The organism is Streptomyces bullii, from assembly GCF_042657145.1.
Classification (GTDB): Bacteria; Actinomycetota; Actinomycetes; order Streptomycetales; family Streptomycetaceae; genus Streptomyces; species Streptomyces bullii.
In genome coordinates this window covers 424496-446472 of record NZ_JBHSNY010000004.1, presented here as the reverse complement: position 1 = coordinate 446472, position 21977 = coordinate 424496, and the positions used below count along the sequence as shown (strand labels likewise).

At 71.7% G+C, this 21977-nt stretch carries 16 protein-coding genes; 10 read left to right on the top strand and 6 right to left on the bottom strand.

Translation table 11 applies throughout. From position 1 onward, the window contains the following. Nucleotides 1-113: 113 nt before the first annotated feature. On the bottom strand, nt 114-1196 hold the full coding sequence (locus ACFPZJ_RS13560; protein WP_381020944.1) for a lytic polysaccharide monooxygenase auxiliary activity family 9 protein: 1083 nt from the start codon (nt 1194-1196) through the stop codon (nt 114-116). A 581-nt stretch (nt 1197-1777) separates the two neighbouring features. Between ACFPZJ_RS13560 and ACFPZJ_RS13555 the strand changes: the two genes are divergently transcribed. From ACFPZJ_RS13555 to ACFPZJ_RS13535, 5 genes are all read left to right on the top strand, one after another. After that, complete coding sequence (locus tag ACFPZJ_RS13555; RefSeq protein ID WP_381020943.1) at nt 1778-4315, top strand: SpoIIE family protein phosphatase; 2538 nt, start codon at nt 1778-1780, stop codon at nt 4313-4315. Further along, nucleotides 4312-5394, top strand: coding sequence for a sugar ABC transporter substrate-binding protein (locus ACFPZJ_RS13550; RefSeq protein ID WP_381020941.1), 1083 nt, complete (start codon nt 4312-4314; stop codon nt 5392-5394). The genes ACFPZJ_RS13555 and ACFPZJ_RS13550 overlap by 4 nt, the downstream gene beginning before the upstream one ends. A 15-nt stretch (nt 5395-5409) precedes the next feature. Beyond that, nucleotides 5410-6189, top strand: a complete 780-nt coding sequence (locus ACFPZJ_RS13545) for an ATP-binding cassette domain-containing protein (RefSeq protein ID WP_381020939.1) — start codon at nt 5410-5412, stop codon at nt 6187-6189. Continuing rightward, entirely contained in the window at nt 6180-7502 is a 1323-nt protein-coding gene (locus ACFPZJ_RS13540) for a sugar ABC transporter permease (protein ID WP_381020938.1), read from the top strand. The genes ACFPZJ_RS13545 and ACFPZJ_RS13540 overlap by 10 nt, the downstream gene beginning before the upstream one ends. Nucleotides 7503-7613: 111 nt before the next feature. Beyond that, nucleotides 7614-8969: an ABC transporter substrate-binding protein gene (locus ACFPZJ_RS13535; protein ID WP_381020936.1), complete on the top strand. Its 1356-nt coding sequence runs from the start codon at nt 7614-7616 to the stop codon at nt 8967-8969. Between the two features lie 126 nt (nt 8970-9095). On the opposite strand, the gene ACFPZJ_RS13530 is transcribed toward ACFPZJ_RS13535, so the two are convergent. After that, complete coding sequence (locus ACFPZJ_RS13530) at nt 9096-11894, bottom strand: aconitate hydratase (protein WP_381020934.1); 2799 nt, start codon at nt 11892-11894, stop codon at nt 9096-9098. A gap of 317 nt (nt 11895-12211) precedes the next feature. Here ACFPZJ_RS13530 and ACFPZJ_RS13525 point away from each other — a divergent pair, with 317 nt between their 5' ends. Then, nucleotides 12212-12412: a DUF4236 domain-containing protein gene (locus tag ACFPZJ_RS13525; protein ID WP_359188469.1), complete on the top strand. Its 201-nt coding sequence runs from the start codon at nt 12212-12214 to the stop codon at nt 12410-12412. Between the two features lie 64 nt (nt 12413-12476). After that, nucleotides 12477-14006: a helix-turn-helix domain-containing protein gene (locus tag ACFPZJ_RS13520; protein WP_381020933.1), complete on the top strand. Its 1530-nt coding sequence runs from the start codon at nt 12477-12479 to the stop codon at nt 14004-14006. A 190-nt stretch (nt 14007-14196) separates the two neighbouring features. On the opposite strand, the gene ACFPZJ_RS13515 is transcribed toward ACFPZJ_RS13520, so the two are convergent. Then, nucleotides 14197-14994: a VOC family protein gene (locus ACFPZJ_RS13515; RefSeq protein WP_381020931.1), complete on the bottom strand. Its 798-nt coding sequence runs from the start codon at nt 14992-14994 to the stop codon at nt 14197-14199. Between the two features lie 264 nt (nt 14995-15258). Between ACFPZJ_RS13515 and ACFPZJ_RS13510 the strand changes: the two genes are divergently transcribed. Continuing rightward, nucleotides 15259-15453: a DUF5999 family protein gene (locus ACFPZJ_RS13510; RefSeq protein ID WP_381020930.1), complete on the top strand. Its 195-nt coding sequence runs from the start codon at nt 15259-15261 to the stop codon at nt 15451-15453. Nucleotides 15454-15551: 98 nt separating this feature from the next. Here ACFPZJ_RS13510 and ACFPZJ_RS13505 read toward each other — a convergent pair whose 3' ends face one another. Beyond that, entirely contained in the window at nt 15552-15950 is a 399-nt protein-coding gene (locus ACFPZJ_RS13505; protein WP_381020929.1) for a RidA family protein, read from the bottom strand. Beyond that, nucleotides 15947-17095, bottom strand: a complete 1149-nt coding sequence (locus ACFPZJ_RS13500) for an acyl-CoA dehydrogenase family protein (protein WP_381020927.1) — start codon at nt 17093-17095, stop codon at nt 15947-15949. Before ACFPZJ_RS13500 ends, ACFPZJ_RS13505 begins: the two co-directional genes overlap by 4 nt. 112 nt (nt 17096-17207) lie before the next feature. Between ACFPZJ_RS13500 and ACFPZJ_RS13495 the strand changes: the two genes are divergently transcribed. Together ACFPZJ_RS13495 and ACFPZJ_RS13490 are read left to right on the top strand one after the other, a co-directional pair. After that, nucleotides 17208-18806 carry an AMP-binding protein gene (locus ACFPZJ_RS13495; protein WP_381020925.1) on the top strand — a complete coding sequence of 533 codons (1599 nt, stop codon included), beginning with the start codon at nt 17208-17210 and terminating at the stop codon, nt 18804-18806. Nucleotides 18807-18849: 43 nt separating this feature from the next. Next, the gene (locus ACFPZJ_RS13490) at nt 18850-19662 is read left to right on the top strand and encodes a PaaX family transcriptional regulator (protein ID WP_381020924.1); all 813 of its coding nucleotides are present in this window, start codon (nt 18850-18852) and stop codon (nt 19660-19662) included. A 16-nt stretch (nt 19663-19678) separates the two neighbouring features. Here the strand turns inward: ACFPZJ_RS13490 and ACFPZJ_RS13485 are convergent, their stop codons facing one another. Continuing rightward, a complete protein-coding gene (locus ACFPZJ_RS13485) occupies nt 19679-21976 on the bottom strand; it encodes a bifunctional salicylyl-CoA 5-hydroxylase/oxidoreductase (protein ID WP_381021307.1) in 2298 nt (765 codons plus the stop codon). Nucleotide 21977: the final 1 nt, after the last annotated feature.

Sequence of the window (21977 nt, the reverse complement as noted above, 5' to 3'; positions counted from 1 at the left end):
ACGACGGCTGTCCCGGCAGATCATCGTCTGCGTCCGTACGCCGGAGGGCCGCCCGGACACGGAACCCGGTGACCGGTGCCTTTCCCGGCCACCGGGTCCGCCCGAGCGTAGGGTCAGCCCACCCGGCAGGGCAGGCTCGTCGTACTGTCACCGCCGGAGCCGGAGACGACGTAGCCGAACGTCGTGCTCTGGCCCGGACTGAGGGACCCGTTCCACCCGGCGTTGTGGACCATCACCGCTTGGCCGTTGTACGTCGCGTTGCCGCTCCACAGGCTCTCGACCTTCTGGCCTGCCGGCAGCCTCCAGTCGACCATCCAGCCGAGCATCGGGACGTCGCCGGTGTTGGTGACGGTCACCTCGGACTGGTAGCCGCCGTTCCAGCTGCCGGTCGTCTTCCGGGTGGCCGTGCACGTGCCGGGCACCGGCTCGGACGGGTTGCCCGGCTGCTTGATGCCGGTCACCTCGCCATTGCCGCCGTCGAAGACGACGTCGGAGCAGGAGTAGAAGGTCTCCTGGCTGTCCGAACGCTGCCAGACCATGTAGATGATGTGGCGGCCCGACTTGCCCTCGGGGAGCTTGCCGGTCCAGGAGTAGTTGGCCTCGACCGTGCCCGGGGAGCCGTTGAGCGGCGGGTGGTCGACGGTGAGGAACGGCCGCTCCTCCATGTCGTTCCAGGTGAGCGTCTTCGTCGGGTCGAAGCCGTCCTTGGTGATGTAGACGTAGAACCAGCCGGGGTGCGCGGCCCAGGCGTTGTACGAGAAGTCGACCGTCGCACCCGCGGTGAGGTGGGTGAGCGGCCAGTCCTTGCTGGGCGTGTTGAACCCGGTGAAGTTGGTGTTGCCGCCGCTGCACAGCTCGCCGTCCGGCACGAAGCCGCGGGTGCGGCCGGCGCCGTCCGAGCGGAGCACGGAGAACCAGTTGTAGAACGGCGTCGTGCCGCTGACCTGCTGTGCCGCCTTGCAGGCCGGATTGACCGGCTTGATCTCACCGGTGTCGGTGAGCCCGTCCTGCCAGCACAGGAAGGTGCGGCTGCCGGGCTTCATCGGGGTGCCGTGCGCCTCCGCGTCGCCGCCCGCCGTCATGACCAGCGCGAGGGCCGGGATCGCGGCGAGGAGGGAGACCAGGACGAGGAACACGGCTCTGGCGCGGGTGGGGTGCACTGAGCGACGCGCCGCGTCGTAAGTTGTCATGATCATGACATGCCTGTCCGTTCGTGGGGTACGAACCGTGCGATGCGTGTGCGGATGAGCGGGATGGGAGCGGCGACCCCGGCGGCAGGTTCCGGTCCACCGCTATGGGAGCGCTCCCATCCCGCCTGGAGCGGAAGGTAGCGCCGCACGGCGCCCTTGTAAACGCCCGACGCAGGGAGCGGGCAGGGAGTGGGGATGAACGGGCGCGGCCATGCGGCCACCGCACCGGCCCCGGTGGCCACGCCCGCGCACACCCCCTGGCGCCAGGCGACATCGAGCATCACGCCACTCGCACACCCCGCGACCGGACGACTTCGAGCACCACGCCACTCGCGCACCCCCGACGACCGGACAGCATCGAGCACCACGCCACTCGGGCACCCCCGACGGCCGCACGGCATCCGGCACCGCACCTCGCACACCCCACGGCATCGAGCACCACGGTCGAAGACGACGCCCGATATGCGACGAAGTACCACTATTGGCCTGGTATGCGATTCTGAGTGTGGGTGCCCTGCCGCTCACGGGCGGCGCGGTCCGGCGCCGGCACGTGCCGACGGGCGGCACGGACGGGAGGACGATGCGGAATGCCCCACAACGGCGGGACCCGAGCCGCGGTCCCGGGCCTGCGGGCAGCCGGGGCCGGGGCGGCGGGCTCCGGTCCGTCTCGTCGTACTCCGAAAGCCGCCCCCAGGGAGTGGGTCCTGGCGTTCGCGGGGGCGGCGACGGCGGCCGTCTACGTGCCGGAGGCCCCAGGCGGGGAGCTGGAGCTGGTCGAGTCGGCCGATGCCGACGTGGACACCGTCGGCCACCCGCTGCCGAAGCGGATCCCGGTGACGGACGACTCGCCGGTGGCCGAGGCGTTCCGCGAGGGCCGGCCCCGGTGGCTGAGGGACGCGACGCTCGGCTCCGGCCCCGAGGAGGGGTCCGGGACGTCGCGCGGGGTGGCGCTCGGGGCGTTGCCCCTCGGGTCGGCGGGTGGCGGATGGCTCGGCTGTCTCGTCGTCGTGGGGGACACGGACCGCTTCGGCCCCGAGCAGCGGGACTTCCTGGAGCGGTACGCCGACGCGATCGCCGGCCGGCTCCGCGGCGAGGCCGACCGGGGTGCGCCCGCGCCCCTGCTGGACGCCGCCCTGCGGAGCATGGGGGTCGGCTCCTTCGCCCTGCTGCCGGGCACCGGCGTGGTGCAGACGGACCCGGTCCTGCTGGAGCTGCTCGGCCTGTCCGCGGACGACTTCGACGGCAGGACCGACACCCTGCTCTCCTACGCGGTCCCCGAGGACGCGCCCGCCCTGATGTCGATGGTGGAGCCGTCCGCGCAGCTCTCCGGCTGCCGCGAGCTGGAGTTCCGGATCCGCCGGCCGACCGGTGAGCTGTGCTGGCTGCACCTGTGCTGCCGGGTGCTGACCGGGTCGGACGACAGGCCGCGGCGCGTGGTCGGCGTGGTGACCGCCGCGCCCGTGCTGCGCCGCAGCGCCAGCGACGTCGCCCGGCTGCAGTGGCTGACCGCCGCGCTCGACGACGCCTCGACGGTCCGGGACGTCAGCCGGGTGGTGGTGGCCGCCCTGCGCGAGCCGCTGGGCGCCGACCGGGTGGCGCTGGCCGAGCTGTTGGAGGACCGGCTGGCGGTCACCGTGCTCGATCCGCCGGCGCCCGACGCCTGGCCGGCGCTGTGGCGTGCCGAGTGGCGCTCGGAGTGGCCGGACGTGCCGGTCGGCGCCCTGCCCACGCTGCAGGGGGCGCTGCGGGACGGCCGGATGAGCCTGTGGCCCGCGGGCGCCGCTCTGGAGCCCGGGCTCGCGGGCGTGGGCCCCGGCGGGCTGGCCGTCCTGCCGCTCCCGGCCCGCGGCCGGGTCACCGGGGTGTGCGTGGTGGGCTGGGACGAGCCGCATGAGTTCTTCCCCGAGGAGCGGGCCCTGCTGACCGCTACGGCGGGGCTGGTGGGGCAGGCGCTGAAGCGGGCGCACGCCTACGACGCCGAGCAGGAGCTGGCCACGATGCTCCAGCGCAGCCTGCTGCCGCGCCGTCTGCCCGAGCTGCCCGGGGGAACCGCCGTGGCCCGCTATCTGCCGGCCAGACGCGGGCTCCAGGTGGGTGGCGACTGGTACGACGTGATCGCGCTCTCCGACCGGAAGGTGGCGCTGGTCATCGGTGATGTGCAGGGGCACAGCGCCGGGGCCGCGACGATCATGGGCCAGATGCGCACCGCGGTGCGTGCCTACGCGGTGGAGGGCCATCCGCCCGACGTGGTCGTCTCGCACGCCAACCGTCTGCTCGTCGGCATGGAGACCGACCTGTTCGCCACCTGCTGCTATGTCGAGCTGGACATGGAAGAGGGCGACGCGCTGTTCGTGCGGGCCGGTCATCTCTCCCCGCTGGTGCGCCGTCCCGACGGCGGCATCGAGGAGGTCGAGGTGGAGGGCGGGCTGCCGCTGGGTGTGCTGGCCGACGCGGAGTTTCCGCTGACCTCGGTCGCGCTGGCCCCTGGTTCGGTTCTCGCGCTGCTGACCGACGGCCTGGTGGAGTCCGCCGACCTGCAAGTGGACGAGGGCATGCGGCTCACGGGCGAGGCCCTCTCGGCGGCCGACCCGTCCGATCCCGGACGGATGGCCGACGCGCTGCTCGGCGAGGACGGCCGCCGTGAGGACGACGTGGCGTTGCTGCTGCTGCGCTACGACGGGATGAAGGTCCGCCCGGTGCGGGCCGGCTGGGTGGTGTGGCGGCTCCCCGACGCCGTGATGCACGCCCGCAGGTTCGCCGCGCGCACGCTGCGCTCGTGGCGGGTCACGGAGGACGCCGACGCGGTGCTGCTGGTCGTGTCGGAGTTGGTCACCAACGCGCTGGTGCACACCCAGGGCCCGGTCCGTTTCGACCTCACCCTCGCCGCGGACCGGCTGCGGGTCACCGTCACCGACTCCTCGCCGCGCGCCCCCGCCAAGCCGGTGATCGTGGACTGGGAGGCGACCGGCGGCCGGGGCCTGTTCCTGGTGGAGGCGATGTCGGCGTCCTGGGGCTCCGTGCCGGTCGGCGGGGGCAAGCAGGTGTGGAGCGAGATCGTCCTGTCGCGGCCGGAACCGGGTCCCGGGCGGCCCGGGGACGGGCCGGGCGAGGACGGTGCGCGATGAGGGGCCGCGGGTGGCGTGTGCTGGCGGCCGCGCTGTCGGGGCTCATGGCGGTGTCCCTGGCCGGCTGCGGCGCGGACGGCGGGGACGCCGAGGACGGCCTGACCGTGGGCCTGCTGCTGCCGAGCCGCGCGCTGCCGCGCTGGGAGCAGTCCGACAAGCCGCTGATCGAGAAGCGGGTGAAGGAACTGTGCGCGGAGTGCACCGTGGTGTACGCCAACGCCGAGAACGACGCGTCGAGCCAGCGGCAGCAGATGAACTCCCTGATCACCAGGGGGGCGGCGGCCATCATCCTGGACGCCGTCGACCCCAGGGCGCTGCGCTCCTCGGTCCGGGCGGCGCACTCGGCGGGCATCCCGGTCGTGGCGTACGACCGGCTCGCCGAGGGCCCGATCTCGGGTTTCGTCAGCTTCGACGGCGGCGAGGTCGGCAGGCTCCAGGGCGAGGCACTGCTGAAGGCGATGGGTGACAAGGCGGACGGCGGCCGGATCGTCATGATGAACGGTGACCCGGCCAGCCCGAACGCGGACTGGTTCGAGCGGGGAGCGCTGTCCGTCCTGCGGGGCAAGGTGAGGGTCGTCAAGGCGTACGACACCCTGGGGTGGCGGACGGAGAACGCCCACAGCAACATGTCCGCGGCGATCAGCGCGCTGGGCCCGCGCCGGATCGACGGTGTGCTGGCGGCCAACGACGCCATCGCCGCCGGGGTCATCTCGGCGCTCAAGAGCGCCGGTGTCTCGCCGCTGCCGCCCGTCACCGGTCAGGACGCCGATCTCGACGCCGTGCGGCGCATCGTCCGGGGCGAGCAGTACATGACCGTCTACAAGCCCTTCCGGCAGGAGACCGACGCGGCCTCCGCCCTGGCGGTGGCCCTGGCGCGCGGCAACGACGTCGGCGCCGTCGTCACGACGACGGTGGACAGCCCGACCACGGACGACGTCCCGGCGGTCCTGCTCTCCCCGGTGGCCGTGACGCTCGGCACCATCGGGCAGACGCTCGTGAAGGACGGCGTCTACACGATCGACCAGATCTGCGTCCCGAAGCTCCGGCCTGCCTGTGAGCGGGCCGGCCTCACCCGGTGAGGGGAGGTGGTTCCCGTGGCGTACCCGCCCGTGCTGGCGTTGCGCGGCATCTGCAAGCGGTTCGGCGGCGTACAGGCACTCCTCGACGTCGACCTGCAGGTCCGGGCCGGTGAGGTGGTGGCCCTGGCCGGTGACAACGGAGCCGGCAAGTCCACGCTCGTGAAGGTGATCTCGGGGGTCAGCCCCGCCGACCGGGGCGTCATCGAGTGGCAGGGCCGGCGGGTCCAGATCAGACGTCCCCACGACGCCCACGCCCTGGGCATCGCGACCGTCTACCAGGACCTCGCGATGTGCGACAACCTGGACGTCGTCGGCAATCTCTTCCTCGGCCGGGAGATCGCCCGGGTGGGCGTCCTGGACGAGGTGGAGATGGAGCGCCGTGCCCGTGACCTGATGCGGACCCTGTCCATCCGGATTCCCGACGTTCGGATGCCCGTCTCCGCGCTGTCGGCGGGACAGCGGCAGGCCGTGGCGATCTCCCGCTCGCTCATGGGCTCGCCCAAGGCCCTGCTCCTCGACGAGCCCACCGCCGCCCTGGGGATCGAGCAGACCAGCCACCTTCTCGACCTCATCGAGGAGGTGCGTGACCGCGGCATGGCGATCCTCCTCATCAGTCACAACATGGGCGACATCAAGGCGGTCGCCGACCGGGTCGCCGTGCTGCGCCTCGGCCGCAACAACGGCCTGTTCGACGTGAGCACCGTGTCGCAGGAACAGATCATCTCCTCCATCACCGGAGCGGCGGACAACGCCGTGGCGCACCGCGCGACGGGAGACGGGGAGGGGTGGCCGTGAGCGGGGGCGGCGCACCCGGTGACGCCGGGCCGGGCGGCCGTGCCGGGCCCTCCGCGCCCGGCGGGGGCCCGGCCACCCGGGCCTGGCAGCGGAACCTGGCGGGTCTGAAGGGTTTCAAGAACCTGAGGGGATACACCGGCGGGGTCCGCGAGAGTGTGCGAGGTGCCGAGCGCGGGCCGCTCCCGGTCGTGCTCGGCCTGCTCGTGATCGGTGTCGTCTTCCAGGCGCTCGACGACAACTTCCTCTCGCCGCGCAACCTGTCCAACCTGAGCGTGGACATCGTCGGCACCGGTCTGGTCGCCGTCGGCATCGTGTTCGTGCTGCTGATCGGGGAGATCGACCTGTCGGTCGGCTCGGTGAGCGGGCTGGCGGGGGCCGCGTTCGCCGTGCTGAACGTCAACCAGGGCGTGCCGGAGTGGCTCGCCCTGATCGTGGGGGTGGCCGCGGGAACGGCCGTGGGGGCCTTCCACGGAGCCTTCTTCGCCTGGATCGGCGTTCCCGCGTTCGTCGTGACGCTGGCGGGGCTGCTGGTCTGGAACGGGCTGACGCTCTACCTGCTGGGCGCGAGCGGCACCATCAACCTGATGGAGGAGGGCCTGGTCGCCGACCTGACCGCCACCTACTTCCCCGCCGACGGCATCGCCTACGCCGTGGCCGCGCTCGGCACGGCCGGTTACCTCCTGGCCGCCCGCCGCACCAGCCGGCGGCTCAGGGCCGCCGGGATGCCGTACCGGCCGGAGCGGGACATCTGGGTGCGCGCCGGTGTCCTCGCCGTGGTGGCGTTCGCCGCCGCGTACACGCTGAACCGGTTCCAGGGACTGCCGCTCGCGCTGCTGATCTTCCTGGTGGTCCTCGTCACCTCGGACTACGTGCTGCGCCGCACCCGCCACGGACGGCGGGTGTACGCGCTCGGCGGCGGCGTGGAGGCGGCGCGGCGCGCCGGGATCGCGGTGGAGCGGGTGCGGATCGCGATGTTCATGGTGTCGGGAACGCTGGCCGCGGTCGGCGGTCTGTTCGTGGCCTCGGGGCTCACCTCCGCGAGCCCCACGACGGCCCGCGCCGCCGGCTCGGGCATGCTGCTGATCAACGCCATCGCCGCGGCTGTCATCGGGGGCACGAGTCTGTTCGGCGGGCGGGGCACGCCCTGGTCCGCGCTCCTCGGTGTGCTGGTCATCCAGTCGATCGCCTCGGGCATGGCCCTGCTGGGAGTGCAGGACTCGGTCCAGTTCATGATCACCGGTGGGGTGCTGCTCGTCGCCGTGGCGACCGACGCGCTGTCACGGCCCTCCGGGGCGGTGCGGGGCGGCCCCTGAACAGGGTCGCCCCCGAGCTGGACATATGACCCCATATGGGCAAGAAGTCGTAAAGTCGGATACACGCCCGTGTCCGGCGAAGGGACTTCGCCCCGTGTCCATCGGAACGCCATGAAGCGCAGCAGCCTCGTCCGGGTGGCCGTGACGGCCGTGGTCGTCACCGGCCTCGTGCTCCCCGGCTGCGCCGGCGCCGAGGCGCCCTCCGGCGCCGGGTCGCAGAGCATCAACGTGCTCACCGTGAACAATCCGCCGATGCAGAACCTGAAGAAGCTCACCAAGAGGCACTTCACCGCGGAGACCGGTATCAAGGTCAACTACACGCTGCTCCCGGAGAACGAGGTCCGGGACAGGACGAACCGTGAGTTCGCGACCCAGGCAGGGCACTACGACGTGGCGAGCGTGAGCGCGTACGAGGTGCCGATCTACTCGGAGAACGGCTGGCTCGCCCCGCTGGACTCCTATGTGAAGGCGGACGAGGACTTCCACCAGCACGACATCTTCCCCAACCTCACCGCCTCGCTGACCGGGTCCGACGGCAAGCTGTACGCCGAGCCCTTCTACGGCGAGGGCTCGTTCCTGGCCTACCGCAAGGACCTCTTCCGCAAGGCCGGGCTGACGATGCCGCCCAACCCCACCTGGCAGGAGACCGCCGAGCTGGCGGCCAAGATCGACGGCACGGAGGGCGCGCACGGCATCTGCCTGCGCGGCCTGCCCGGCTGGGGCCAGAACCTCGCTCCGCTCAACACGGTCGTCAACACCTTCGGCGGCGCCTGGTACGACACGGAGTGGAACGCCCGGCTCACCTCGCCCGAGTTCAAGAGGGCCGTGCGGTTCTATGTCGATCTGCTGCGCAGTCACGGTCAGCCGAACGCGCACCGGATGGGCTTCCTTGAGGTCCTCGACACCTTCGTGGCGGGCAAGTGCGCCATGTGGTACGACGCCACCGTCCTGGCGTCGTCGGTCGAGGCCGACGGCTCGGCGGTCAAGGGCAAGGTCGGCTACGTACCGGCGCCGTACGACCGGACCGAGAAGGCCGGCTGGCTGTGGACCTGGGCGTGGGGCATCCAGAAGGCCTGCGAGAAGAAGGACGCCGCCTGGGAGTTCATCTCCTGGGCCTCCTCCAAGGAGTACCAGGAGACGGCCGGCCGGGAACTCGGCTGGACCGCGGCGCCGGCCGGGAGCCGTAAGTCGCTCTACGCCAACCCCGAGTACCAGAAGGCGGCCGCCGCGTGGTACCGGCAGGAGCACACGGCGGTGACGAACTCCGCCGATCCGAAGAACCCGGGGGTCGGCCCGCGCCCCTACACGGGCATCAGCTTCGTCGGCATCCCGGAGTTCGCCGTGATCGGCACGGCGGTCTCCCAGCAGATCAGCGCGGCCATCGCCGGGCAGCAGTCGGTGGACCAGGCTCTGGAGAAGTCCCAGGACATCGCCCACGCGGCGGCGGCGAAGTACCGGGCGGAGTGACGCCGACACCGCCGCCGTGGACGGCGACGAACGTGACGGCAAGGCGGTGGGGAGGCGGCGGCACGGCGAGGGCCGCACCCCCGGCGTGCGGGGGTGCGGCCCTGGACGGCCGTGTCGGCGGTGTGACTACTTGCGGATCAGGCTGCGCAGCACGTACTGCATGATGCCGCCGTTGCGGTAGTAGTCGGCCTCACCGGGGGTGTCGATGCGGACGACCGCGTCGAACTCGACGCCGGTGTCGGTAGTGACCTTCACCGTGCGCGGGGTGCGGCCCTCGTTGAGCTCCGTCACGCCCGTGATGGAGAAGCTCTCCTCACCGGTCAGACCGAGGGACTCGGCGGACTGGCCCTCCGGGAACTGCAGCGGCAGGACGCCCATGCCGATGAGGTTCGAGCGGTGGATGCGCTCGTACGACTCGGCGATGACGGCCTTGACGCCGAGGAGCGCGGTCCCCTTGGCGGCCCAGTCGCGGGACGAGCCGGAGCCGTACTCCTTGCCGGCCAGGACGACCAGCGGGATGCCGGCGGCCTGGTAGTTCTGCGAGGCGTCGTAGATGAAGGAGACCGGGCCGCCCTCCTGCGTGAAGTCGCGGGTGTAGCCGCCCTCGGTGCCCGGCGCGATCTGGTTGCGCAGGCGGATGTTGGCGAACGTACCGCGGATCATCACCTCGTGGTTGCCGCGGCGGGAGCCGTAGCTGTTGAAGTCGCGGCGCTCCACGCCGTGCTCCGTGAGGTACTTGCCCGCCGGGGTGTCGGCCTTGATGGCGCCGGCCGGGGAGATGTGGTCGGTGGTGACCGAGTCGCCCAGCTTGGCCAGCACGCGGGCGCCGGTGATGTCGGAGACCGGCGTGGTCTCCATCGTCATGCCCTCGAAGTACGGGGGCTTGCGGACGTAGGTCGACTGCGGGTCCCACTCGAAGGTGTTGCCGGTCGGGATCGGCAGCGCCTGCCACTGGGCGTCACCGGCGAAGACGTCGGAGTACGACTTGGAGAACATGTCCTCGCCGATGGCGTTGGCGACGACGTCGTTGACCTCGGCCTCGGACGGCCAGATGTCCTTCAGGAAGACCGGGTTGCCGTCCTGGTCGGTGCCCAGGGCGTCCCGGGTGATGTCCACCTTCATCGAACCGGCGATGGCGTACGCGACGACCAGCGGCGGGGACGCAAGGTAGTTCATCTTGACGTCGGGGTTGATACGGCCCTCGAAGTTCCGGTTGCCGGAGAGGACCGAGGTGACGGCAAGGTCGTGGTCGTTGACGGCCTTGGAGACCTCCTCCGGCAGCGGGCCGGAGTTGCCGATGCAGGTGGTGCAGCCGTAGCCGACGAGGTTGAAGCCGACCTTGTCGAGGTACGGGGTCAGGCCCGCCTTGTCGAAGTAGTCGGTGACGACCTTCGAACCCGGGGCGAGGGTGGTCTTGACCCACGGCTTGCGGGTCAGACCCTTCTCGACCGCCTTCTTGGCCACCAGTGCGGCGGCGACCATGACGTACGGGTTGGAGGTGTTGGTGCAGGAGGTGATGGCGGCGACCGTCACGGCACCGTGGTCGATCTCGTACGTCGAGCCGTCGGGGGCGGTGACGGTGACCGGGTTCGACGGCACGGCGGCGCCGGTGCCGTCGGCGTGCTGCGGCGCGCCGGCGCCGTTCTCCTGGCTGCCGTAGGCGGGGGCGTCGGAGGCCGGGAAGGACTCGTCGCTCGCCTCGTCGACCGGGGAGGCCGCGGCGGCCGGCTGCTGCGCCATGGGCGCCTCGACGTAGTTGAGGACGTCCTTCGCGAACTGCTGGGCGGCCTCGGCCAGGACGATACGGTCCTGCGGGCGCTTCGGGCCGGCGATGGAGGGCACGACCGTCGACAGGTCGAGCTCCAGCTTCTCGGAGAAGTCCGGCTCGGCCTTCGGGTCCAGCCAGAGGCCCTGCTCCTTGGCGTAGGCCTCGACCAGCGCGAGCTGCTGCTCGCTGCGGCCGGTGAGCCGCATGTAGTTGATGGTCTCGTCGTCGATCGGGAAGATCGCGGCGGTGGAGCCGAACTCGGGCGACATGTTGCCGATGGTGGCGCGGTTGGCGAGGCTGGTGGCCGCCACGCCCTCGCCGTAGAACTCGACGAACTTGCCGACGACACCGTGCTTGCGCAGCATCTCGGTGATGGTGAGCACCAGGTCGGTGGCGGTGGTGCCGGTGGGCAGCTCGCCGGTGAGCTTGAAGCCGACGACGCGCGGAATGAGCATGGAGACCGGCTGGCCGAGCATCGCGGCCTCGGCCTCGATGCCGCCGACGCCCCAGCCGAGGACGCCGAGACCGTTGACCATCGTGGTGTGCGAGTCGGTGCCGACCAGGGTGTCGGGGTACGCCTTGCCGTCCCGGACCATGACGACGCGGGCCAGGTGCTCGATGTTCACCTGGTGGACGATGCCGGTGCCGGGCGGGACGACCTTGAACTCGTCGAAGGCGGTCTGACCCCAGCGCAGGAACTGGTAGCGCTCCTTGTTGCGGCCGTACTCCAGGTCGACGTTCTGCTTGAAGGCGTCGTTCGTGCCGAACTTGTCGGCGATGACGGAGTGGTCGATGACCAGCTCGGCCGGCGCCAGCGGGTTGATCTTGGCGGGGTCGCCGCCCAGCTCCTTCACGGCCTCACGCATGGTCGCGAGGTCCACGACACAGGGAACACCGGTGAAGTCCTGCATGATCACGCGGGCCGGCGTGAACTGGATCTCCTGCGACGGCTGGGCCTGCGAGTCCCAGGTGCCGAGCGCGCGGATGTGGTCGGCGGTGATGTTCGCGCCGTCCTCGGTGCGGAGCAGGTTCTCCAGCAGGACCTTGAGGCTGTACGGCAGGCGGGCCGAGCCCTCCACCTTGTCCAGCCGGAAGATCTCGTACGACTCGTCGCCCACCTGCAGCGTGCTGCGGGCGTCGAAGCTGTTCGCCGACACGACAGTCTCCTTCATTGATGTGCGCGTACCACCACGATCCTGCCGCCACGGCATCTCGGCCGATCCGCTAAGGTAAGGCTAAGTTAGGTAAACCTTACCGTCAGATCCGACGACGGCGTGCGACTGCGGTGCGCCTCGGCAGATATCTCGATGTCGAGATAACTCTAGTACACCGCGGCCGAATGGTCATGCCCGGGTTACGTGTCGCACCCCACGCCCCCCGCGGCGGAGTCGGCGCCGTTTCGCCATCAGTCCGCCGACTCGGGGTAATCGCACTGAGTCGGGGACAACCCGGCGAACCACGGAAGGAGGCAGGAATGCCGCTCACGTTCCGCAAGAGTTTCCGGATCCTCCCGGGCGTGCGCCTGAACATCAACAAACGCTCCTGGTCCATCACCACCGGCGGCGGCAAGAACGGGCCGCGCTACACCCGCAGCAGCACCGGACGTCGTACGACATCGATGGATTTGCCCGGACCTTTCGGGTGGCGGCGCACCCGTACCACCAGGCGCCCTTGACGGCGCGTCACCCGAATGGACCCCCCGGCGGGCGCCATCTCATATCTGAGATAACCTCAACCTCATGGCAGACGACTACCTCGTACGCATCGGCAGGCTCATCCGTGACGCCCGGCAGCACAGGGGCTGGACGCAGTCGCAGTTGGCCGAGGCGCTCGGAACCAGCCAGAGTGCCGTCAACCGCATCGAGCGCGGCAACCAGAACATCAGCCTTGAGATGATCGCCCGCATCGGGGAGGCCCTCGACAGCGAAATCGTCTCTCTGGGCTACGCGGGACCGATGCATCTGCGGGTGGTCGGCGGCCGCCGCCTGTCCGGCGCCATCGACGTCAAGACGAGCAAGAACGCGTGCGTGGCCCTGCTGTGCGCCTCGCTGCTCAACAGCGGGCGCACGGTGCTGCGCCGGGTCGCCCGCATCGAGGAGGTCTACCGCCTCCTGGAGGTCCTCAACTCCATCGGTGTCCGTACCCGTTGGATCAACGACGGCGTCGACCTGGAGATCGTGCCCCCGGCCGAGCTGGACATGGCGGCGATCGACGCCGACGCGGCCCGCCGCACCCGCTCCATCATCATGTTCCTCGGCCCGCTGCTGCACCGCATGGGCCGCTTCAAGCTGCCGTACGCCGGCGGCTGCGACCTCGGCACCCGCACCGTCGAGCCGCACATGATCGCGCTGCGGCGGTTCGGACTGGACATCGCGGCGACGGAGGGGCATTACCACGCGGTCGTCGACCCCGCCGTGCGCCCCGACCGCCCGATCGTGCTGACCGAACGCGGGGACACGGTGACCGAGAACGCGCTGCTGGCCGCCGCCCGGCACGACGGCGTCACCGTCATCCGCAACGCCTCCTCCAACTACATGGTCCAGGACCTGTGCTTCTTCCTGGAGGCCCTGGGCGTGAAGGTCGACGGCATCGGCACCACCACGCTCACCGTGCACGGCGTGCCGACCATCGACGTCGACGTCGACTACTCCCCCTCCGAGGACCCGGTCGAGGCGATGAGCCTGGTCGCTGCGGCCGTCGTCACCGAGTCGGAGCTGACGGTGCGTCGGGTGCCGATCGAGTTCCTGGAGATCGAGCTGGCCGTGCTCGAGGAGATGGGCCTCGACCACGACCGCTCGCCCGAGTACTTCGCCGACAACGGCCGCACCCGTCTGGTGGACCTCACCGTCCGGCCCTCCAAGCTGGAGGCGCCGATCGACAAGATCCACCCGATGCCGTTCCCCGGCCTGAACATCGACAACGTGCCGTTCTTCGCGGCGATCGCGGCCGTGGCCCAGGGCAAGACCCTCATCCACGACTGGGTCTACGACAACCGCGCGATCTACCTGACCGACCTGAACCGGCTGGGTGGCCGTCTGCAACTCCTCGATCCTCACCGGGTGCTGGTCGAGGGCCCGACCCGCTGGCGCGCCGCGGAGATGATGTGCCCGCCGGCGCTGCGGCCCGCCGTGGTCGTCCTGCTGGCGATGATGGCGGCCGAGGGCACGTCCGTGCTGCGCAACGTGTACGTCATCAACCGCGGTTACGAGGACCTGGCGGAACGGCTCAACTCGATCGGCGCCCAGATCGAGACGTTCCGGGACATCTGAGCGAGAGGTTCCGGGACGTCCGAGCGACGGCCATCGCAGCACCAGCCGCCGTACCCCTGCCGGCCCGCACGCGCACACGGGCCGATGGCTGAAAGGGGTGCGGCGGCACCGCCGGGACGCGCGGGGCCCGCGCTCACCCGCAGGTCACAGGTCAAGTGCTGACGGGTCCGTCGGGGGGCGGCCGGCCGGCTCAACGCTCGGCCGGGGTGAGGACCACGAAGTCCGCGTTCGACGGGTCGAGGCAGACGGCCAGCCGGCCGACCCCCTCCGCGTCCTCGGGCCCCATCTGCACACTGCCGCCGTTCCCGGTGACCTTGGCGACCGCGTCGTCGCAGTCGGGGACGGCGAAGACCGGGTGCCAGTACGGCCGTCCGTTCGTCAGGGCGAGGTCCTCCTTGCGGAGCTCCATCACACCGCCGTGCATCCGCTCCTCGGGCAGCTCGGCGGGCGTGATCAGGGAGTACGTGCCACCGCCGCCCGGCAGCTCCATGTCGCTGAACTGCCAGCCGAAGACCTCGCCGTAGAACTCCTTCGCGGCCGCCGCGTCGCTGGTGTACAGCTCGGTCCAGGACAGCGAGCCCGCCTCGTCCACCAGCTCCGCTCCCTTGTTCGTCCCCGGCTGCCAGGCGGCGAACTGGCCCCCCAGCGGGTCGCTGAACTGCGCCATCCGGCCCCACTCGCCGAGGTCCATCGGGGCCACCCGGACGGTGCCGCCCGCGCGTTCCACCGCCTGGGTCGTGGCGTCCACGTCGGTGACGCTGTAGTAGATCATCCAGGCGGAGCGCGCACCCTCCTCGGTGAGCCTGCCGAGCCCGGCGACGACCTTGCCGTCCTTCCGGAACATCCCGCCTTCCATGTCCTCCCCCTCCCCCATGGACTCGTAGTCCCAGCCGAGCACCGCCCCGTAGAAGTCCGCGGCGGCAGGGACGTCGGGGGCGCCCAGGTCGAGCCAACAGGGGGAGCCGGGAGCGAAGTCAGTGGTGATCACGGCGATTCCCTTTCGCAGATCCTGTGTGACCTCAGCGTGGCACCCGGCACTGACAAGCGCCCGTCGGCCTGGTCATCCGGGCGTCGGCCGCGCGCCGGCCGGTCCGGGCCGACCGTCGTGGAACCGTCCGGGGATCGTCCGGGAACGGTCACACTTCGCGGCGGGCCGTTCCGATGCGTGCGCGGTGGGAGCACCGTCTATGTACGAGCCGTAGGCGACGAGCCGTACGGCCGCCGGATGGCCCTACCGACGTGGAGGTGCGCCATGTGTGCCCACCAGCCTTCGTGCTCCCGGACCGACTCCCCCGCTCCGCACGTCGCCGCCGCCCACCCCGAGCAGGGCTGGAACCTGCTGTGCGACGGCACGATCGTCTTCGACGACACCGGTGAGCTGCTGCCCGACGGCCGTGTCGTCGCACCGCACCGGGCGGACGTCCGCCGCCTCACGGTCGCCGCCTGACCGGACCGCCGCCTCACGTGCCCGCGACGGCCTCTCCCGGCACGGCGGCGAGCCGCTCCGGCCGGTCGGACGTCCGGCAGGCCCAGCAGGTTCTGGCGCTAGGGCAGGACGGCGAATCCGTCGAGCTCCACCAGGGCCTGTTCGTCCCACAGGCGGACGACCTCGACGACCGCCATGGCCGGATAGTCCCGGCCCGCCAACTTCCGCCAGACGGCGCCCAGTTCCCGGGCGTGGGTGCGGTAGGCGGCGACATCGGTGGCGTACACGGTGACGCGGGCCAGGTCGGCGGGGGTGCCGCCCGCGGCGCGCAGCGCGGTCAGGAGGTTGGTCAGGGCACGTTCGAACTGTGCGGGGAGCGTATCGCCGACCACCTTGCCGTCGGTGTCGAGCGCGGTCTGGCCGGCGAGGAAGACCAGGCGGGAGCCGGTGGCGACGACGGCGTGCGAGAAGCCGGCCGGCGGGGAGAGGCCCGGCGGGTTGACGCGCTCGGCGGTCACGGGGCGGCCTCCACGGCGGTCCGGGCTTCCTGGTCGGCGTACAACTCCTCGGCGATGATGCCGCGCTGGATCTCGCTGGCGCCCTCGTAGACGCGGGGTGCGCGGACCTCGCGGTAGAGGTGTTCGAGGAGGTGGCCGCGGCGCAGCGCACGGGCGCCGTGCAGCTGGACGGCCGTGTCGACGACGTACTGCGCGGTCTCGGTGGCGAGCAGTTTGGCCATCGCGGACCGTTTCGGGACGTCCGGGGCTCCCTCGTCGTACGCCGTCGCCGCCGCGTACACCATCAGGCGGGCCGCCTCCGTGCGCAGGGCCATCTCGGCGACCTGATGCGACACGGTCTGCAGGTCCCTCAGCTTGCCGCCGAAGGCGTCGCGTCGCGCGGTGTGGGCGAGGGTCGCGTCGAGGGCCGCCCGGGCCATGCCGACCGCGAAGGCGCCGACGCTGGGCCGGAACAGGTTGAGGGTGCCCATGGCGACCCGGAAGCCGCGGTCCGTCTCGCCGAGCACGTCGTCCGCCGTCACCGGTACGGCGTCGAAGTCCAGTGTCCCGACGGGGTGCGGGGAGAGCATGTCGAGGCCGGTGCCGGTCAGGCCGGGGCGGTCGGCGGGGACCAGGAAGGCGGTCACGCCGCGGGCGCCGGCGCCCGGGGTGGTGCGGGCGAAGACGGTGTAGAAGTCGGCCTCGGGGGCGTTGGAGATCCAGCACTTCACGCCGGTGAGCCGCCAGGCCGAGGGGCCGTCCGGGTCGGCGGCCAGCGACAGCGCCGCCGCGTCGGACCCCGCTCCCGGCTCGCTGAGCGCGAAGGCGGCGACCGCGCTGCCGTCGCTCACCCGGGGGAGCCACCGGTCGCGTTGGTCGGCGGTGCCGTATGCGTGCACCGGGTGGGCGCCCAGGCCCTGGAGGGCCAGTGCCGTCTCCGCCTCCGTGCAGGCGTACGCCAGGGACTCCCGCATCAGGCACAGCTCCAGCGCGCCCGAGGTGAACAGGCGCCCGAGCAGCCCCTGCCGGCCCAGTTCGGCTATCAACGGGCGGTTCACCCGGCCGGGTTCGCCCTTCTCCGCGAGGGGCCGCAAGTGCTCGGCGGCCAGGGTACGCAGCTGGGCACACCAGGCGAGTTGTGCCGGTTCGAGCGAGAATGCGGACACAGCCGAACTCCCTCCGGAGTGATTCCTCCGACGATATCGCGCACCGTTGACTGTCGTCACCAACACGATACGCTCCAGATGCGAGCCCACCACGACAAGGGGGCGAATCGTCATGAATCCCCGGGGCACGGCCCACGTCGACACCTTCGCCCGCGATCATCTCCCGCCGCCCGGCGAGTGGCCCGAGCTCCGTTTCGACCTGCCGGAGCTGCGCTACCCCGAACGGCTGAACTGCGCGGCCGAACTGCTCCACGGACCGCCCGGCGACCGCCCGGCCTTCCGCACCCCCTCGGGCGGGACCTGGACGTACGGCGACCTGCGCGCCCGCGTGGACCGCCTCGCCCATCTCCTCACCGGGGACCTCGGCGTCGTCCCCGGCAACCGGGTACTGCTGCGGGGCCCCACCACGCCGTGGCTGGCGGCCTGCTGGCTGGCGGTGCTGAAGGCGGGGGCGGTCGCCGTCACCGTGCTCGCGCAGCAACGTCCGCACGAGCTGCGCACGATGTGCGAGATCGCGCGCGTCGAGCACGCCCTGTGCGACATCCGGGCCGTGGACGACCTCGCCAAGGCCGAGATCCCGGGGCTGCGGATCACGACGTACGGCGGTGACGCCCCCGACGACCTGCTCAACCGTCCGGCGCCCGGCACACCGTTCCCGGCCGTGGCCACGGCGGCCGACGACGTCGCCCTGATCGCCTTCACCTCGGGCACCACCGGCCGCCCCAAGGGCTGCATGCACTTCCACCGGGACGTGCTGGCGATCGCCGACACGTTCTCCCGGCACGTTCTGCGGCCATGCGCGGACGACGTCTTCGCGGGCAGTCCGCCGCTCGGCTTCACCTTCGGCCTCGGCGGCCTGGTGGTCTTCCCGCTGCGGGCGGGCGCCAGCGCGCTCCTGCTCGAACAGGCCACGCCCAGGCAGCTGCTGCCCGCCGTCGCCGAACACCGCGTCTCCGTGCTGTTCACCGCTCCGACGGCGTACCGCGCGATGCTGGACGACCTGGACGCGCACGACGTGTCCTCGCTGCGCCGCTGCGTGTCGGCGGGCGAGAACCTGCCCGCGGCCATCTGGCGGGCCTGGCACGAACGCACCGGCCTGCGCATCATCAACGGCATCGGCGCCACCGAGCTGCTGCACATCTTCATCTCCGCCGCCGACGAGCGGATCCGGCCCGGGACGACGGGCGTTCCCGTACCGGGCTGGCACGCGCGGGTGCAGGACGAGAACGGCGACCCCGTGCCCGACGGGGAGCCCGGGCTGCTCGCGGTGCGCGGGCCGGTCGGCTGCCGCTATCTCGCCGACCCGCGGCAGGGGGAGTACGTGCGCGGCGGCTGGAACATCACCGGGGACACCTACGTCCGGGAGCCCGACGGCTACTTCCGGTACGTGGCCCGTGCCGACGACATGATCATCTCGGCCGGGTACAACGTCGCCGGACCGGAGGTCGAGGACGCGCTGCTGCGGCACCCGGATGTGGTGGAGGCGGCGGTCGTGGGCCGTCCGGACGAGGCGCGGGGGCAGGTCGTGGTGGGGTTCGTCGTCGTCAGGGAGGGTGTCGGGCGGGACGCCGAGGCGCTGCGCGGCTTCGTCAAGTCCGAGCTGGCGCCGTACAAGTGCCCGCGCGAGATCGTCTTCATGGACGCGCTGCCGCGCACGGCGACCGGCAAACTCCAGCGCTTCCGGCTGCGCACCGAAGGTGACCAGCGGTAATACCGGACCCGATGGGGAACGGCGGCGACCCGCACGACCTAAGATGATCAACGTGTCCGACCAGCATGCACCACGGTCTCTCATCGTCACGCTCTACGGCGCGTACGGTCGCTTCATGCCGGGCCCGGTGCCCGTCGCCGAGCTGATCCGGCTGCTGGCCGCGGTCGGCGTGGACGCCCCGTCCGTGCGCTCCTCGGTGTCCCGGCTCAAAAGACGCGGACTGCTCGTGCCGGCCCGTACCGCTCAGGGCGCGGCCGGGTACGAACTGTCGCCGGACGCCCGCCAGTTGCTCGACGACGGCGACCGGCGCATCTACGCCACCGACCCGCCGCGGGACGAGGGCTGGGTGCTGGCCGTGTTCTCCGTGCCGGAGTCCGAGCGGCAGAAGCGGCACGTGCTGCGCTCCCGTCTGGCCGGTCTCGGCTTCGGCACCGCGGCGCCGGGTGTGTGGATCGCCCCGGCGCGGCTGTACGAGGAGACCCGGCACACCCTGCGGCGGCTGCGGCTCGACACGTACGTCGACCTCTTCCGCGGGGAGCACCTGGGGTTCGCGCCGACCGCCGAGGCGGTGGCCCGCTGGTGGGACCTGGCCACGATCGCCAAGCAGCACGAGGCGTTCCTGGACCGGCACGCGCGCGTGCTGCGGGAGTGGGAGCAGCGCACGGACACCCCGCCGGAGGACGCCTACCGCGACTACCTCCTCGCGCTGGACTCCTGGCGTCACCTCCCCTACGCCGATCCCGGGCTGCCGGCGCGACTGCTCCCAAAGGACTGGCCGGGGGTCCGCTCGGCGGCGGTGTTCCGGGGTCTGCACGAGCGGCTGCGGGACGCGGGGGCGCGTTTCGCGGGTGTGTGAGCCCTCCTCGGCGCGGTCACCGGCCCAGGCTCAGGCGGGGCTTGGGCGCGTCCGTGCGTCCTGTCTGCGGGCGGCGGCTGCCCGCCCGGTACGGGGCGGGCCAGACGACGCCGGGCCCCTCGTAGCCCTGTTCGGCCGCCGCGTGCAGCGTCCAGTGCGGGTCGTAGAGGTGCGGGCGGGCCAGGGCGCACAGGTCCGTGCGGCCCGCCAGGACGAGCGAGTTGACGTCGTCCCAGGAGGAGATGGCGCCGACAGCGATCACCGGGACGCCCACCTCGTGCCGGATGCGGTCGGCGTACGGCGTCTGGTACGAGCGTCCGAACTCCGGCCGCTCCTCGGCGACGACCTGCCCGGTCGACACGTCGATGGCGTCGGCGCCGTGAGCGGCGAAGGCCCGGGCGATCGCCACGGCCTCGTCGGCCGTGGTGCCGCCCTCGGCCCAGTCGGTGGCCGAGATCCGCACCGTCATGGGCCGCTCCTCCGGCCACACGGCCCGTACGGCGTCGAAGACCTCCAGCGGGAAGCGGAGCCGTTTCTCCAGTGAGCCGCCGTAGTTGTCGGTGCGGCGGTTGGTCAGCGGGGAGAGGAACCCGGAGAGCAGGTAGCCGTGCGCGCAGTGCAGTTCGAGCAGGTCGAAGCCGACCCGGGCGGCACGCCAGGCGGCGGCCGTGAACTGCTCCCTGATGTCGGTGAGCTGGGCGCGGGACAGCTCGCGCGGGGTCTGGGAGTACGGCTTGTAGGGGAGGGCGGAGGCGGCGACGAGCGGCCAGTTGCCCTCGTCCAGGGGCTCGTCCATGCCTTCCCACATCAGCTTGGTCGAGCCCTTGCGCCCGCTGTGGCCGAGTTGTACGCCGATCGCGGTGCCGGGGGCCTGCCGGTGCACGAACGCGGTGATCCGCCGCCAGGCCTCGGCCTGCTTCCCGGTGTACAGCCCGGCGCAGCCGGGCGTGATGCGGCCCTGCTCGCTGACGCACACCATCTCGGTCATCACCAGCCCGGCACCGCCCAGCGCCCGCGCTCCGAGGTGGACGAGGTGGAAGTCGCCGGGGACGCCGTCGACGGCCGAGTACATGTCCATGGGTGAGACGACGACCCGGTTGCGCAGGGTCAGGCCGCGCAGCCGGAACGGGGTGAACATCGGGGGCGTGCCGGGCGGGCAGCCGAACTCGCGTTCCACGGCCTCGGTGAAGCGGGCGTCGCGCAGCCGCAGGTTGTCGTGGGTGACACGGCGGCTGCGGGTGAGCAGGTTGAAGGCGAACTGGCGGGGCGGCTGGTGGAGGTGGAGGGCGAGGTTCTCGAACCACTCCAGGCTCGCGCGGGCCGCGCGCTGGGTGGAGGCGACGACGGGTTTGCGCTCCTGCTCGTAGGCGTGCAGTGCCGTCGGCACATCGGGGTGTTCCTCCAGACAGGCCACCAGCGCGAGCGCGTCCTCGACGGCGAGCTTGGTGCCGGAGCCGATGGAGAAGTGGGCGGTGTGGGCGGCGTCGCCGAGCAGGACGACGGTGCCGTGCGACCAGCGTTCGCTGACGACCGTGCGGAAGGTGGTCCAGGTGGAGCGGTTGGACTTCAGCGGCCGGCCGCCGAGCGCGTCGGCGAAGATCTTGGCGCAGTGTTCGATCGACTCCTGCACGTCGAGTGCGTCGAACCCGGCCGCGCGCCACACCTCCTCGCGCATCTCGACGATGACGGTGGAGGCGTCGCCCGCGTACGGATACCCGTGCAGCTGCATCACGCCGTGCTCGGTCTCGGCGATCTCGAAGCGGAAGGCGTCGAGGGCGAAGTCGGCGGCCAGCCAGATGTAGCGGCAGCGGTGGCTGGTGATGTGGGGGCGGAAGACGTCGGCGTAGGTCTCGCGGGTGGTGCTGTGCACGCCGTCGGCGCCGATGACGAGGTCGTACGTCTCCGCGAGCCGGTCCGGGGGCGGTGCTTCGGCGCGGAAGCGCAGGTCGACGCCGAGCTCGCGGCACCGCTCGTGCAGGATCTCCAGCAGCCGTTTGCGGCCCAGGGCCGCGAAGCCGTGCCCTCCGGAGGTGTGCCGGGTGCCCCGGTGGACGATGTCGATGTCGTCCCAGCGGACGAAGTGGCGCTGGAGGGCCGCGTAGACCGCCGGGTCGGCGTGCTCGATGCCGCCGAGGGTCTCGTCGGAGAGGACGACGCCGAATCCGAAGGTGTCGTCGGGGGCGTTGCGTTCCCAGACGGTGATCTCGCGGTCGGGGTCGAGGCGTTTGAGGAGGGCGGCGGCGTAGAGGCCGCCGGGGCCACCGCCGGTGATCGCCACGCGCAGGGCACGGCCCCGCGCCCCTGGGGTCGGCATG

Bases quoted from the DNA above. Each gene is read 5' to 3' on its own strand.
- ACFPZJ_RS13490 (WP_381020924.1), top strand. From the start codon at position 18,850: ATGATCAACGTGTCCGACCAGCATGCACCACGGTCTCTCATCGTCACG.
- ACFPZJ_RS13555 (WP_381020943.1), top strand. From the start codon at position 1,778: ATGCCCCACAACGGCGGGACCCGAGCCGCGGTCCCGGGCCTGCGGGCA.
- ACFPZJ_RS13525 (WP_359188469.1), top strand. From the start codon at position 12,212: ATGCCGCTCACGTTCCGCAAGAGTTTCCGGATCCTCCCGGGCGTGCGC.
- ACFPZJ_RS13550 (WP_381020941.1), top strand. From the start codon at position 4,312: ATGAGGGGCCGCGGGTGGCGTGTGCTGGCGGCCGCGCTGTCGGGGCTC.
- ACFPZJ_RS13485 (WP_381021307.1), bottom strand. From the start codon at position 21,976: ATGCCGACCCCAGGGGCGCGGGGCCGTGCCCTGCGCGTGGCGATCACC.
- ACFPZJ_RS13535 (WP_381020936.1), top strand. From the start codon at position 7,614: ATGAAGCGCAGCAGCCTCGTCCGGGTGGCCGTGACGGCCGTGGTCGTC.
- ACFPZJ_RS13520 (WP_381020933.1), top strand. From the start codon at position 12,477: ATGGCAGACGACTACCTCGTACGCATCGGCAGGCTCATCCGTGACGCC.
- ACFPZJ_RS13495 (WP_381020925.1), top strand. From the start codon at position 17,208: ATGAATCCCCGGGGCACGGCCCACGTCGACACCTTCGCCCGCGATCAT.
- ACFPZJ_RS13560 (WP_381020944.1), bottom strand. From the start codon at position 1,196: ATGATCATGACAACTTACGACGCGGCGCGTCGCTCAGTGCACCCCACC.
- ACFPZJ_RS13510 (WP_381020930.1), top strand. From the start codon at position 15,259: ATGTGTGCCCACCAGCCTTCGTGCTCCCGGACCGACTCCCCCGCTCCG.